The sequence below is a fragment of the Nocardioides sp. NPDC087217 genome (assembly GCF_044744805.1).
Lineage (GTDB): Bacteria > Actinomycetota > Actinomycetes > Propionibacteriales > Nocardioidaceae > Nocardioides.
In genome coordinates, this window is the sequence record NZ_JBIUZB010000002.1 from 1,226,557 (window position 1) to 1,239,812 (window position 13,256).

At 69.8% G+C, this 13,256-nt stretch carries 14 protein-coding genes; 5 read left to right on the top strand and 9 right to left on the bottom strand.

Annotated features, from left to right (window positions below; all coding sequences use genetic code 11):
• The first annotated feature begins 5 nt into the window (after nt 1-5).
• Nucleotides 6-1,166 (top strand): galactokinase, encoded by a 1,161-nt coding sequence (gene galK / locus ACIO3S_RS13300; RefSeq protein ID WP_400464056.1) that lies wholly within the window; start codon nt 6-8, stop codon nt 1,164-1,166.
• Between the two features lie 22 nt (nt 1,167-1,188).
• Here the strand turns inward: galK and ACIO3S_RS13305 are convergent, their stop codons facing one another.
• The 4 genes from ACIO3S_RS13305 to ACIO3S_RS13320 form a co-directional block, all read right to left on the bottom strand.
• Nucleotides 1,189-2,118 carry a patatin-like phospholipase family protein gene (locus ACIO3S_RS13305; protein ID WP_160022768.1) on the bottom strand — a complete coding sequence of 310 codons (930 nt, stop codon included), beginning with the start codon at nt 2,116-2,118 and terminating at the stop codon, nt 1,189-1,191.
• Between the two features lie 74 nt (nt 2,119-2,192).
• A complete protein-coding gene (locus ACIO3S_RS13310; protein WP_400464059.1) occupies nt 2,193-2,729 on the bottom strand; it encodes a nucleosidase in 537 nt (178 codons plus the stop codon).
• A gap of 107 nt (nt 2,730-2,836) precedes the next feature.
• Nucleotides 2,837-4,051, bottom strand: coding sequence for an acyl-CoA dehydrogenase family protein (locus ACIO3S_RS13315; protein ID WP_400464062.1), 1,215 nt, complete (start codon nt 4,049-4,051; stop codon nt 2,837-2,839).
• Nucleotides 4,051-5,415, bottom strand: a complete 1,365-nt coding sequence (locus ACIO3S_RS13320; RefSeq protein WP_400464065.1) for an acyl-CoA dehydrogenase family protein — start codon at nt 5,413-5,415, stop codon at nt 4,051-4,053. The genes ACIO3S_RS13315 and ACIO3S_RS13320 overlap by 1 nt, the downstream gene beginning before the upstream one ends.
• A gap of 95 nt (nt 5,416-5,510) precedes the next feature.
• Here ACIO3S_RS13320 and def point away from each other — a divergent pair, with 95 nt between their 5' ends.
• Nucleotides 5,511-6,128: a peptide deformylase gene (def, locus tag ACIO3S_RS13325; protein WP_400464068.1), complete on the top strand. Its 618-nt coding sequence runs from the start codon at nt 5,511-5,513 to the stop codon at nt 6,126-6,128.
• On the opposite strand, the gene ACIO3S_RS13330 is transcribed toward def, so the two are convergent.
• Entirely contained in the window at nt 6,125-7,078 is a 954-nt protein-coding gene (locus tag ACIO3S_RS13330) for an NmrA/HSCARG family protein (RefSeq protein WP_400464071.1), read from the bottom strand. The two genes, def and ACIO3S_RS13330, sit on opposite strands and share 4 nt — an antisense overlap.
• A 193-nt stretch (nt 7,079-7,271) precedes the next feature.
• Between ACIO3S_RS13330 and ACIO3S_RS13335 the strand changes: the two genes are divergently transcribed.
• Entirely contained in the window at nt 7,272-7,625 is a 354-nt protein-coding gene (locus ACIO3S_RS13335; protein WP_400464074.1) for an ArsR/SmtB family transcription factor, read from the top strand.
• A 17-nt stretch (nt 7,626-7,642) separates the two neighbouring features.
• On the opposite strand, the gene lhgO is transcribed toward ACIO3S_RS13335, so the two are convergent.
• The 3 genes from lhgO to ACIO3S_RS13350 all read right to left on the bottom strand — a co-directional run bounded on the left by lhgO (nt 7,643) and on the right by ACIO3S_RS13350 (nt 10,186).
• Nucleotides 7,643-8,827, bottom strand: a complete 1,185-nt coding sequence (gene lhgO / locus ACIO3S_RS13340) for an L-2-hydroxyglutarate oxidase (RefSeq protein WP_400464077.1) — start codon at nt 8,825-8,827, stop codon at nt 7,643-7,645.
• Nucleotides 8,824-9,171: a YciI family protein gene (locus ACIO3S_RS13345; protein WP_400464080.1), complete on the bottom strand. Its 348-nt coding sequence runs from the start codon at nt 9,169-9,171 to the stop codon at nt 8,824-8,826. The genes lhgO and ACIO3S_RS13345 overlap by 4 nt, the downstream gene beginning before the upstream one ends.
• Before the next feature lie 109 nt (nt 9,172-9,280).
• A complete protein-coding gene (locus ACIO3S_RS13350) occupies nt 9,281-10,186 on the bottom strand; it encodes a patatin-like phospholipase family protein (RefSeq protein ID WP_400464083.1) in 906 nt (301 codons plus the stop codon).
• 226 nt (nt 10,187-10,412) lie between these two features.
• Between ACIO3S_RS13350 and ACIO3S_RS13355 the strand changes: the two genes are divergently transcribed.
• A complete protein-coding gene (locus ACIO3S_RS13355) occupies nt 10,413-11,087 on the top strand; it encodes a Pr6Pr family membrane protein (protein WP_400464086.1) in 675 nt (224 codons plus the stop codon).
• Nucleotides 11,088-11,183: 96 nt separating this feature from the next.
• Nucleotides 11,184-12,137 carry a hypothetical protein gene (locus tag ACIO3S_RS13360; RefSeq protein WP_400464089.1) on the top strand — a complete coding sequence of 318 codons (954 nt, stop codon included), beginning with the start codon at nt 11,184-11,186 and terminating at the stop codon, nt 12,135-12,137.
• A 118-nt stretch (nt 12,138-12,255) separates the two neighbouring features.
• Here the strand turns inward: ACIO3S_RS13360 and ACIO3S_RS13365 are convergent, their stop codons facing one another.
• Nucleotides 12,256-13,227, bottom strand: a complete 972-nt coding sequence (locus ACIO3S_RS13365; RefSeq protein ID WP_400464092.1) for a GNAT family N-acetyltransferase — start codon at nt 13,225-13,227, stop codon at nt 12,256-12,258.
• Nucleotides 13,228-13,256 lie beyond the last annotated feature (29 nt).

Here is a 13,256-nt window from a genome sequence, read left to right on the forward strand (position 1 = left end):
CCCCCATGCTCGAACCGACCGACCTCTCCGCGCGCGCGATCGAGGCGCTGCGTACCACCTTCGGCGCCGAGGCAACAGTGGTCGGGAGGGCGCCAGGACGGGTCAACCTGATCGGCGAGCACACCGACTACAACGCCGGGCTGGTGCTGCCGGTCGCACTCCCCCACGCCACCTACGCTGCGGCCGCGCCGCGCACCGACGGCGTCATCCGGATCGCCTCGGGTCAGGAGCCCGAGCTGTTCACCGGCCACATCGACGAGCTCGGTCCGGAGATCGAGGGCTGGCCCGCGTACGTCGCGGGAGTGCTCTGGACGCTGCGCGAGGCCGGCCTCGTCACCGGTGGCCTGGACATGCACCTGGAGTCGTCGGTCCCGCTCGGCGCGGGCCTGTCCTCGTCGGCGTCGGTCGAGTGCGCCACCGCGGTGGCGGCGCTCGGCATCGCCGGCCGGACCCTCGACAAGGACCTGCAGCGGGCGGTCGTCGCGGCCGGGATCCAGGCCGAGACCGAGGTCGCCAAGGCACCGACCGGCGGGATGGATCAGTCGGTCGCGGTCTTCGCCGAGGCCGGCGGCGCCCTGCTGATCGACTTCGACTCCGGCGCGCACCGCAGCGTCCCGCTCGCCCTCGGCGAGCGCACGATCCTGGTCACCGACACCCGGGTCAAGCATCAGCTGACCGACGGCGGCTACGCCTCCCGGCGCGCCCAGTGCGAGAAGGCTGCGGCCGACCTCGGGCTGCGCTCGTTGCGCGGGGCCACCCTGGAGCAGGTCGAGTCCCTCGACGACGAGGTCGTACGCCGCCGGGCGCGCCACATCGTCACCGAGATCGCCCGCGTCGAGCCGACCGTGACCGCGCTCGGTGGCGGCGACTGGGCCGCGATCGGGGAGCTCTTCGCGGCCTCGCACGCCTCGATGCGCGACGACTTCGAGATCTCCGTCCCCGAGCTCGACCTGGCCGTCGCGACCGCGGTCGACGCCGGCGCCGACGGTGCCCGGATGACCGGTGGCGGCTTCGGCGGATCGATCGTCTCGATCCTGCCCCGCGATGCGGTCGAGGCGGTCAGTGCCGCGATCGACAAGGCCTTCGACGGGGCCGGCTACGGCGCCCCGGGCCACCTCATCGCCGAGCCGTCGGCGGGCGCGATGTTCACCGAGTTACCTCGGTGAACATCCCGGCCCGCCCGCCGACTCAGACCAGGCCCGCCTCGGCCAGCATCCGGGTCGCCGTGCCGGTCGCAGCCTGACGGGCCGCACGAAGCAGATCGACGTCGGTCTCGGTACGACCCGGGATCGGGTCGCCCGCATCGGGCGCGAAGGTGAGCGTGTGTACGCCAGCACAGTTCCCGGCCCTCATCTCGGCGACCGTGCTGCGGTAGCGCTCCGGGCGGGTCCGGTAGAGCTCGCCGAGCTCCGGGTTCACCCGGCGCAGGTAGCGCTCGATGACCCGGTCGGCTGGACCGTAGCTGGGAGCCGTCCCGAACGGGCGGGTCACCAGCACGATCGCGTGCGTCGCCCCGAGCGCCGCCGCTGAGGCGACCGGCACCGCTTCGATCAGCCCCCCGTCGAGCCAGCGGCGGCCGCGTACGGTCACCGGGAGCCCTCCGGCCAGGGGCAGCTGGCTCGAGGCGATCACCGAGTCGGCGAGGTCGGTGGGATCGCTGAAGTCCGTGAGCGGGACCGCCTTCGCGGTCACCACGTCGGTGGCCACCGCCGCCAGCCGCGGCGCACCGTCGCGCAGCGCCAGCGACCACTCGAACAGCTCCGCCGATCGTGCGGTGATCCCGCGGGTGTCCACCATCGACTTTCGCCGCAGCATCCGCCCGGCGCCGATGTACTCGGGCGAGGCGAACACCGAGGCGTACGACTCGCTGAAGGCGCCGATCGTCCCGGCCGCCACCGCGGTCGCGTTGGCCGCGCCGGCGGAGGTGCCGACCACCAGGTCGACCGCATCCACCAGGCCCTGGTCGGCGAGCACCGCGGCCATCGTCGCCGACAGCATCCCGCGCATCCCGCCACCCTCGATCACGAGGGCCAAGGTCGCCCCGTCATCCTTGTTCCGACTGTCCCCGCCACGACGGGACCGGAGCAGCTCGACCACTCCCGATTGCAATGCGTCCACCCCTGGATTGTGATGCTACTGGGGAGTAGGACGTGGCATCGGGTCGCTCCGACACGCTCGGACAGGGGCGCACGTCACACGTTGGCAGCGAGCCAGGCTCCCAGGTCGCGGGCCGAGCGGTCGACGACGTTGGCCCAGTCGAGGGCGGTCTCGTCGGCGTTGTCGGAGACGTGCTTGACGACGCGTGCCGGGACGCCGGCCTCCCGGGAGGCCCAGGCGACGGCGAAGGCCTCCATGTCGACCAGGTGAGCACGCTGGGCGAGCTCGGCGCGTACGACCGTGTCGGTAACGAAGAGGTCGCCGGTGGCGCAGACGATGTCCGAATCGCCGACCTCCAGCGCGTCTTCGACCGGGTGACCCAGCGCCCGGATGGCGGCGGACGAGAAGTCGTGGTTGAGCACGGTCCCGACCTCATAGGTGCCGGTGTGGCCGTCGCGCAGCGCACCGCAGGAGCCGATGTTGACGACCTGCCGGATGGTCTTGTCGGACGCCAGCACACGCGATACGGCCGAGGCGGCCGCCACCTTCCCCATCCCGGTGATCACCACCTTGAGTCCGGAAGGGACATGGGTCGCCTCGGCCTTGGTCGCCGACACCACAAGTACGCTCACGGCGGCTGACCTTACCGTCGCCCCGAGAACCAGACGCCGAGTCGGCGCGTTCTAACGCGCCGACTCGGCATGAATTCTGGTCAGGATGAGCCGACTCGGCCCTGGTTCTACTTGAGCTCCGCCGACGAGAGCCCGAGGACCCGCCGCGCCACGATCAGCTGTTGGATCTGCTGGGTGCCCTCGAAGATGTCGAGGATCTTGGAGTCGCGAGCCCACTTCTCCAGCAGCTCACCCTCGGAGTAGCCGATGGTGCCGGCGAGCTCGACGCAGGACAGGGTCACGTCCGAGCCCATCCGGCCGGCCTTGGCCTTCGCCATCGAGGCTTCCTTGGAGTTGGGCTGGCGGTTGTCGGCCATCCAGGCGGCCTGGAGCATGAGGAGATAGGCGCCCTCGTAGTCCGACTCGAGCTGGATGAACTTGGCCGCGGCCGCCGACTGCAGGTGAGCGGGCCGGTCGTAGTCGATCTCGACGCCGGCCTTCTCGAGCAGGTCGCGGGTGTAGTCGAGCGCCGCGCGGGCGCAGCCGACCGCCATCGAGGCGACCAGAGGACGGGTGTTGTCGAAGGTGGCCATCGCACCGGCGAAGCCCTCCTTGACGTTGATCTCGGGGCTGCCGAGGAGATTCTCCGCAGGCACCCGGCAGTCGGTGAAGGTGATCGTGGCGGTGTCGGAGGCCTTGATCCCGAGCTTGTGCTCGAGACGCTCCACCTTCATCCCCGGCGTGCCCTTCTCGACCACGAACGACTTGATCGCAGCCTTGCCGAGCTCCTTGTCGAGCGTCGCCCACACCACGACCGCGTCGGAGCGGTCACCGGAGGTGACGAAGATCTTCTCGCCGTTGAGCACGTAGTGGTCGCCGTCGAGGGTGGCCGTGGTCTTGATGTTGGCCGAGTCGGAGCCGGTGCCGGGCTCGGTGATCGCCATCGAGGCCCAGACGCCGTCGAAGCGCTCGTGCTGCTCGTCGTTGGCGACCGACGCGATGGCCGAGTTACCCAGGCCCTGGCGCGGCATCGCGAGGGTGAGCCCGACGTCGCCCCAGCACATCTCCGAGACGGAGAGGACCGAGGACATGTTGGCGCCGTTCTTGACCTTGCCGTCGTCGGGCTTGGAGTCGCGGCGTACGCCGGTGGCGCCCGCGCCCTCACCCTGCCCGGACTCGGCCAGGCCGTCGGCCATGGCCGCGAGCATGTCGAGCTCGGTGGGGTACTCGTGCTCGGCCTTGTCGTACTTGCGCGAGATCGGTCGCAGCATGTTCATCGCGACCTGGTGCACCTGCTCGCGCAGCGGCTTGAGCTTCTTGGGGTCTTCCAGATTGATGGCCATCAGACCAGCACCGTGCCTTCCATGATCCCGATCGCACGCAGGTCGCGGTACCACCGCTCCACCGGGTGCTCCTTGACGAAGCCGTGGCCACCGAGCAGCTGGACGCCGTCGAGGCCGATCTGCATGCCCTTGTCGGCACACAGCTTGCGAGCCAGCGCGATCTCGCGGGTCGCGTCGATGCCCTGCGCAACCCGGCTGGCGGCCTTGTAGGTCACCAGGCGCATCGCCTGCAGCTCGATCGCGATGTTGGCGACCATGAACGCCACCGACTGGCGGTGGGCGATCGGCTCACCGAAGGCCTCGCGCTCCTTGACGTAGGGCGTCACGTAGTCGAGGACAGCCTGGCCGACGCCGATGGACAGCGCGCACCAGGCGAGGCGGGAGAGCCGCACGGCCTCGGTGTAGGTCGAGCCGTCGGTCTCGCCGAGGACCGCCGCGGCGGGCACCTTCACATCGGTCAGCGTCAGCTTGGTCAGCGAGGCGGCGCGTACGCCCATCGCCGGCTCCGACTCGATGATCAGGCCGTCGGTCGAGGACTCGATGAGGAACAGCACCGGCTTGCCGTCGAGGGCGGCGCCGACCACGAAGAGCTCGGCCTCGGCACCGCGGGCGACCAGCGACTTGGCGCCGTTGATGACGTAGCCGTCGGCGGTCCGGGTCGCCGTGGTCGACGGAGAGAGCACGTCGAAGAGGACCTTGTCCTCGTTGAGGGCGAACGCGGCGGCCGGAACCGAGCCCTCGGTGAACGACGGCAGGTACGTCTGCTGCTGCTCGTCGGTGCCCCACAGGCCCAGCGCGGTCGCGACCGAACCGGGTGCCAGGGCCGCGACGGCCAGACCGAGGTCGCCCTTGGCGAGCGCCTCGGCGACCAGGGTGCCGGCGACCGCGGAGCGGGTCTCGGAGATGCCGCCGAGCTCCTCGGGGACACCCAGGATCGGCAGCCCGATCTCCAGGCTCGACTTGAGCAGCTCGTCCGGCGCGGCGCAGGCCTCGTCAGCCTCGGCAGCGGCGGGACGTACGACCTCGGCGGCGAACTCGGTGACCACATCGACGAGCATCTGCTCGTCCTCGCTCGGGGTCAGGTCGAAGACGCCCTGGGGGATGGCGTTGGGCACGCGCACGCCTGGGGCGCCCCGCTTTCCCTTCTTCTTGAACGCCCGGCTGGTCGCCGCGATCGTCTTGAACCCGCCACGGGTCACCGTGAAGACGACTTGCTCGGTCTGCTTGCGGACACCGAGCCGGTCGAGCGCAGGGCTCTGCGAGAGCTTGCGCAGACCGGCCACGGCGAACCCGATCGGATCGCGCGACTCGCCGGACGGGACGCCGTTCGCGATCCCGCCACGTAGGCCTTGGAGGATACTCATGGGTAGAACTGTAACTGGGAGTTACAACGCGGTCTACACTTCGGGGTGGTGATGGCGGTAACAAACCACGCACGACTTATTTATAGGCTTGGCACATGGCCGACTCCTCGCTCGAATCCCGTGCTCCGCTCGCGCCCCACGGCGCCCTGCCCGAGGGCGGGAAGGTGCGTCCGATGACGCGCTGGGGAACCCCGGTCATGCACCGGCCCAAGAAGAAGGTCGAGGTCTTCGACGCGGCGCTGGCCGAGCTGGCCGCCGACATGGTCGCGACCATGTACGCGGCCGAGGGCGTGGGCCTGGCCGCCGACCAGATCGGCAAGGACGTCGCGATCTTCGTCTTCGACTGCCCCGATGCCACCGGGCAGCGCACCGTCGGCGTCGTCTGCAACCCGGTCCTGACCCTGCCCGAGGGCGAGGACCGCCACCTCGACGTCGACCTGGAGGGCTGCCTCTCCTTCCCGGGCGCGTTCGTGGACTGCGCCCGCCCCGACTGGGCCGCGGTCGACGGTCTCGGCCTCGACGGGGAGCCGGTCCACTTCGAGGGCAACGGCCTGCTGGCCCGGTGCCTCCAGCACGAGACCGACCACACCAACGGGACCGTCTTCGGTGACCGCATCTCCGCCAAGGCGCGCAAGAAGCTCACCAAGGAGCACGACCGCCTGGCCAAGGACTACCCCGCCGAGTGGCCTACCACGGGAGACTCCACAGACTAACCCCCGAAGGAGATCCGCTCGCCGCGCCAATCGGACCTACGGAGAAACTGCTCCCAGCTCAGCGCGCCAGGGTCGATGCGTCGACTCCACTCCATGTCGCGGTCATTGCCGAAGTATCCGAACTCCACTGCATACTCGGCCATCCCGAGGATCTCGTCAACCAGCAGAGGGTTCTCTCCGAACTCGGGGAAACAGGTCAGCAGGCCCTCCCGAGAGTAGGCGCTGCGGTACTCGGCCTTGAGACCGGTGACATGGGAGAACGCGTCGACCATCTCCCTCGGGGAGATGACATCACCGACGACCGGCAGCGCGGCGCCGAGGTAGGCGTCCGGATTCGACAACACCTCCAAGACCGCGGGTCCGGTCGCGGTGAGCGGATCCACGAACGGCGCATGGAAGTCTTCAGGGAGATAGAAGGGCATGTGCACCGCGTCGCCTTCGATGCGCGGGGCGTAGTACTCCAGTGTGTTGGTGTAGAAGAACGCGAGCATGACGACGGTGTGCCCGATCGGCAGGGTCCGAATATGCTCGGCGACGAGCGCCTTGTCGGTGAAGTGCGGGGCGTACTTGGTGCCCGACGACCTCTCGTCAACGTTCTCGAGTGCACTGAAGACGATGTGTCCCACGCCGGCCTCGACCGCGGCGTCGGCGAGCTGGTGCCCGAGGGTGAACTCATCGGTGGATGGCGGCGCAACCGGCGGCGTCATAAGGAAGGCCCCATCAGCCGATCCGAATGCCCGCACGAGCTCGCGCCGATGTCCCGGCTCCAGGGGAACCGTGACGATCTGTGCGCCCATTCTCGCCAGGCTCCGGGCCTGGACAGAGTTGGCGGCTCTGGTCAGGGCTCGCACCCGAAACCGCCCGCTGTCAAGGAGGGAGGTGACAACGCTCCTGCCCTGCTTGCTGGTCGCGCCCGCGACGACGATCAACGGCTCGCTGGCATCAGACATCGTGCTTCCTTCTCTTGTTGGCCCGAAGCCATGCGAGCAGCCAACAGCAGCGCCGGCCGCGCGACGCATCGAGCGTGAGCAGGAGCCGATCATATCGTTAAATCGCGATATGTAAATACATGCTGGCGAGATCGCGGGGCTCAAAGCGTCACATCGGGATATGATGGTTCGTAGATGCGAGGAAGAGGAGACCGTGGCGAAGTCGCATGCAACAGACCCAGGGAACATCAGCCCTCTGGAGGCGGTCGAGGGCCTGAAGGCTCTGGCGAACCCCGCGCGGTTGCAGATCATGGACTGGCTGCGGGACCCGCATGGCGAGTTCTCGCAGTGGGAGCCGATCGCTGATCGGGACGAGGTAGGGGTCTGCGTGAGCCATCTGCAGGCCAAGTCAGGGCTGCCGCAATCGACGGTCTCGTCGTACATGGCAACGCTGGAGCGGGCGGGTCTCGTACGATCCACGCGCATCGGCAAGTGGATCCACTACAGACGCGACGAGGACATGATGTCCCGGCTCGCGGAGGTGCTCCGCGGCTCACAGCGCGCGTGAAGCCTCTTGTTCGCGAGCTAGGACATCCGATCGACGACGTATTCGGCGATGGCGAGGCTCGAGGTCGCGGCCGGGCTCGGCGCGTTGCGCACCGAGGTGATGCCGTCGGCCTGGTGGATGACGAAGTCGTCGACCAGCGAGCCGTCCCGCTCGACGGCCTGGGCGCGCAGCCCCAGCCCCGCACGGGTGACGTCCTCCGCGCCGATCTCCGGCACGTAGCGCTGGGCCTCCCGCATGTAGGCCTGTTTCGACAGTACGCCGCGAAGCTCGGTGAATCCGGTGCGCCAGTGCTCCGCGGCGAACCGCCAGAACCCCGGCCACGCCAGCGTGTCGACGAGGTCGCGCGGGGTCAGCGACGTCCGACCGTAGCGTCGGCGGCTGAGCGCCAGGAAGGCGTTGGGACCGACCTCGAGACCACCGCTCACCCGGCGGGTGAAGTGCACCCCGAGGAACGGGTAGCGCGGGTCGGGGACCGGATAGACCATGCCCCGGACGAGATCCTGTTTAGCGGCGCTGACCTGCATGTACTCACCCCGGAACGGGACGATCCGGGGCGCCTTCGGACCGCCGGTCAGCTCGCCGAGCCGGTCGGACTCCAAGCCGCCGCAGACGACCAGGTGGTCGACCCGGGTCCGGCCGGCGGGCGTCTCGACCTCGATCCCGCCGGTGACGCGGCGGATGCCGGTGACCTCCTCGCCGAGGCGTACCTCTCCCCCGCTGCCGGTGATGGCGCGACCCAGCGCCTCGGCGACGGCGACATAGTCGATGATCGCCGTCCTCGGCGAGTGCAGGGCGGCCAGCCCCGCGGCGTACGGCTCGATCTCCTCGATCTCCTCGGGGCCGACTCGCCTGAGGCCGGGTACGCCGTTCTCGGTGGCCGTCTTCTCCAGCGCGTCGAAGCGCCCCAGCTCGGACTCGTCCACCGCGACGACCAGCTTCCCGCACTCCTCGAACGGGACCTGGTGCTCGGCGGCGAAGTCCTTGAGCAGGTCCCGGCCACGCGTGCAGAGCTGCGCCTTGAGACTGCCGGGGCGGTAGTAGATCCCGGCGTGGACCACGCCCGAGTTGTGGCCGGTCTGATGGGAGCCTAGCCTGGCCTCCTTCTCGAAGACGATCACCGTCTCGCCCGGGCGGCGGCGCAGGATCTCACGCGCCACCGCCAGCCCGACGATCCCGCCGCCGACGACCCCGATCGTGGTCAACGCGCCTCAGCCCCGGAGAGCAGCTCGCGGACCTGCATGGTGGCTCGGCATGCCGCGGCGCACTTCCCCGCCCACGTCAGCGCATCCTCGAGGGTGTCGACGTCGACGACGATGAAGCCGCCGAGATGCTCCTTGCTCTCCGGGTAGGGACCGTCGGTGACCACGCCGGCCTCGTCGACGGTCCAGGCATCCTCGAGACCGCCCTTGATCCCACCGCCGAAGACGAACACGCCCGCCGCGATGGCCTCGCGCGTCATCGCCGAGGATGCTTCGGCGATGTCGGCGACGTCCTCGTCGCGGTAGTCCACCGCCTCGTCGCGGAACGAGATCAGATACTTGGTCATCTACAACCTCCTGTTTCGGGCAGCGCTCGTCGCCACCCCTCACTCGCTCCACGAACGGGTCCAGCCACTTTCGACAGATCCTCGGGATGAACGTACGCCGCAGCTGCACTCATCGCGCCCAGAACCCGGCGAACTTCTCGGCGAGGCGAAGGCCCTGGCGATGGCCAGCCCGAGCCGCGGGCGGTCGGGTCGCCGGGTTCATCATGTTGTCGCCGAATGCCTCCCGCGAGCCGGCGTCGGGGAGGATCGCCTCCACCCTGCTGCCGCCCGCGCGCAGCTCCTCGACCTGTGCGGCCAGGTCGCTGCGCCATCCGGCCGGGTGCCGGGTCCGACCACCGAGCGGCGAGAGCACGAGCACTCGCTCACAGCCCGCGGCCAGGTCGGCGTTCTCGCTCGAGCGCCGGTAGCCGCCGTCGATGTAGCGACGCCCGCCGATCGCGTACGCCGGGCCGCCCGCGCAGCTGGCGGCGACCGCGTCGACCAGGTCGACGCCGCTGTCGCGGTCGAGCTCGATGGGCTCACCGGTGTCGGCGTCCACCACGGTGAGGAGGATGTTGCTCTCCGGCCAGTGCGGGCGCGGCAGTCGGGCCGCGACGGTCTCGCGCCAGCGCTCCCGCCCGGCCGCACCCGCGGTCGCGGCGAGCTCGATCGCGTCCGCGCCGATCCGGCGCCGCATGTCGGGCAGGTCGGCCGATGCCGCGATGATGGCGTCGGTCCGCTCGAGGTGGGCCCAGGAGATGGGGCCGCGCGGTCCTGATGGGGCCTGGGGAATCGGTGTCGAGAGGACGGCGGCGAGCAGGTCGGCCGGGCTCGCGGCGCTGATCTGGGCCGCGGCGGTCGCGCCGGCGGAGGTGCCGATGACCAGATCGGCCTCGGTCACGTCCAGCCCGCCCTCGAGCAGGCCGGCGATGACGCCGATCAGCCAGGCGTTGCCCGCCGATCCACCACCGCCGAGGACCAGTGCTCGCTCGCCGGTGGGCTGGGGTCGTGTCGTCGTGTTCGTTGTCGTGTTCATGGGAGTCGCCTTTCGGGAGTTTCGTCAGGCGCTCCCGGCGACTCCGCCCGGAACTGGGCTCAGTCGCGCGATCGTGGACGGCGGGGAGCACCCGCGGTGGACGCTGCGTACACGGGACTCACCTCCTGCTGTCGGATCACGATCGCGACGACGCTAGCACGGGACACGGCTCCGCTCATCGCCAAATGGCGCCGCGAACGGGCGTCCGTGGCTCTACGGTGAGCGGGTGACGAAGACCTGGTCGATCCTGCGCCTGGTGATGGCGGCGCTCATTCTCGCGGCCGTCCTGGCTGAGTTCCGCAACGCAATCAGCACCGATCCGGCGGAAGGCTCCAGCACCGCGACGATCCTGGTGAACTTCTTCAGCTACTTCACGATCGAGTCGAACCTCTTCGCGTTGGCCGCCCTGGTCACCGGTGCGGTGTGGGCGCTGACCCAGAAGACTCGCGAGCCGGTGTGGATCGCGGTCCTCTTCGCGGCGGCCACCACGTTCATGGCCATCACCGGGATCGTCTACAACCTGCTGCTGCGCGGGCTCGCGCTCGCCACGACACCCTGGGCCAACGAGGTGCTGCACCTGATCGGCCCGGTGTTCCTGGTCGTCGACCTGCTCTTCGCTCCCCCGCGCCGCGGGCTGCCCTGGCGGGCCGTCGCGGCCGTCATCGCGTTCCCGATCGTGTGGGTGGTCTACACCCTGATCCGCGGCGAGCTCGTCGTCTCTCCGCTCACCGGGGACGGCTGGTGGTACCCGTATCCCTTCCTCAACCCGCACATGCAGGACGGCTACCTGGTGGTCTCCTTCTACGTCGTCGGCATCGCAGCGGCGTTCACCCTCGTCGCCTGGGGCGTCGTCGCCATCGGACGTCGGCGCGACGTGCCGGAGCCGGTGGCGGTCGGCTAGACGTTCCGGCAGCAGGGTGCCCCGAATAGGGGATTCACATCACCGCTCACGGGGCGCATCGTGAAGGCGAGGTCTTCCTGCGATCGGAGCTCAACCATGCGTCTCCCCACCAGGCTGCTGTCAGTAGCAGTCGTCCCGCTTCTCGTCGCGCTCCTCGTCGCGCCCGCCGTGGCCGTGCCGCGTCCGTCATCGATCCCCCTTCCCGACGACTTCCAGCCCGAGGGCATCGCGATCGGCGAGGGCAACACCTTCTACGTCGGCTCGCTGCTGGACGGCGACATCTACCGCGGCGACCTCCGCAGCGGTGAGGGATCGACCTTCATCGACCTCGAACCCGAGGACGGCCGGGTGGCGGTCGGCATGCGGGTCGACAAGGCACGCCACTGGCTCGTCGTTGCCGGCGGTGCGACCGGCCGTGCATGGGTCTACGACACCCGGGACGGGTCGACCGTCGACGAGCTCGAGCTCGGCCCGGCCGCGACCACCTTCAGCAACGACGTCGCGATCACCAGGGACGCGCTGTACTTCACCGACACGTTCGCCGCCCTGATCTACCGGGTCCCGATCCTTCCGGACGGATCGTTCGGCGCGACGGAACCGATCGAGGTGACCGGCGTTGCCGCTCAGACCGGCGGCTTCGGACTCAACGGCATCGACTCGACCCACCGAGGGTGGTTGATCGTCAACCACAGCGCGCTCGGCATCCTCGCGCTGGTCGACCCCGAGACCGGCCTGAGCCAGGAGATCCCGCTGACCGGCCCCGCTCTGGTGCCGGGCACCCTCGACGGGCTGCAGCTCGAGGGCCGCACCGCCTGGGTGGTGCAGAACTTCGCCAACTCCGTGGCCCGCGTGAAGCTCTCGCCGGACCTCACCAGCGGCGAGGTCGTCGAGGTGATCGAGTCCGACCTGTTCCGGGTGCCGACCACGGTCGACCTCCACGGCAGCACGCTCGCCGTGGTCAACGGCCGGTTCGACCTCGGTTTCCCGCCGCCGTTCGGTCCTGGAGCACCTCCCGGCACCGAGTTCGACGTGGTGCAGATCCGCCCGTGACCTCCGTGCCTCGACCGTGTCGCACAGGTCGGCCAGCCGCTCGGAGTAGGTGCTGAGGTGCCCTCGGGACCACAGTTGACCGCACAGTGTCGCGGGTGAGCGGAACCCCCGACCGAGCTCAGCCCTCCCGGATCATCCAGCGCTCGGGCGCGGGCAGCGGCTCCCAGCCGTACTTCGCGTACAGCTCGTGGGCGTCCTCCGTCGCGAGCAGGGTCCGGCGGATGCGGTACGGCTCGAGGTCGGCGACCACGCCCTCGATCAGCAGCTTGCCGACCCCCTGGCCGCGGGCGCCCGGGTCGACGATGACGTCGCAGAGCCAGGCGAAGGCGGCGAAGTCGCTGACCACGCGGGCGAAGGCGACCTGGTTCCCGGCCGCGTCGTAGACGCCGTAGCAGCGCGACCCCTTGTTGGCCGCGTCCTGCACCTCGCGCGTCCGGTCGCTGGCCCAGTAGGACTGCGCGAGCATCCGGTGCACCCAGTCGGGGTCGATCCGGCTCTGGTCGGCGGAGAAGGAGTACGCCGCGGGCTTCTCACTCGTCGCCGGCTCTGCGCTCAGCAGGCCGAGCAGGTCGTCCGGCTCGGGCTCGGGTCGCACGACCTGGGGCGCGACGGCGGGCGCCTCGACGGCCCCCGCGAAACCCGGCCCGGGGTCTGGCGTACGACCCGCCTGGTAGGCCAGCGCGGCACCGTTCGCGAGCCTGTCGGCGGCCTCGTTGAGCGGGTGCCCGGAGTGGCCCTTGATCCACTCGAACCGGACGTCGCGGCCCTGCATCGCCGCGTCGAGATCCTTCATGATCTCGACGTTGAGGACGGGCTTGCCGTCGGCCTTCTTCCAGCCCTTGCGCTTCCAGCCGGCCATCCACTTGGTGACCGAGTTGATGACGTACTTGGAGTCGCAGTAGACCAGCAGCGGCTCGCCGGTGTGCGCCGTCTGCCGCAGCAGGTCGAGGACCGCGGTCAGCTCGCCCTGGTTGTTGGTCCCGTGCGGCCACCCGCCACAGGCCCAGGTGGACTCGTCCACATACCAACCCCACCCCGCGGGCCCCGGGTTCCCGAGCGCCGAACCGTCAGCAGCAGCCACAATCGTCACGCGCCCATCCTGCCAGCCGCCGGCGGGCC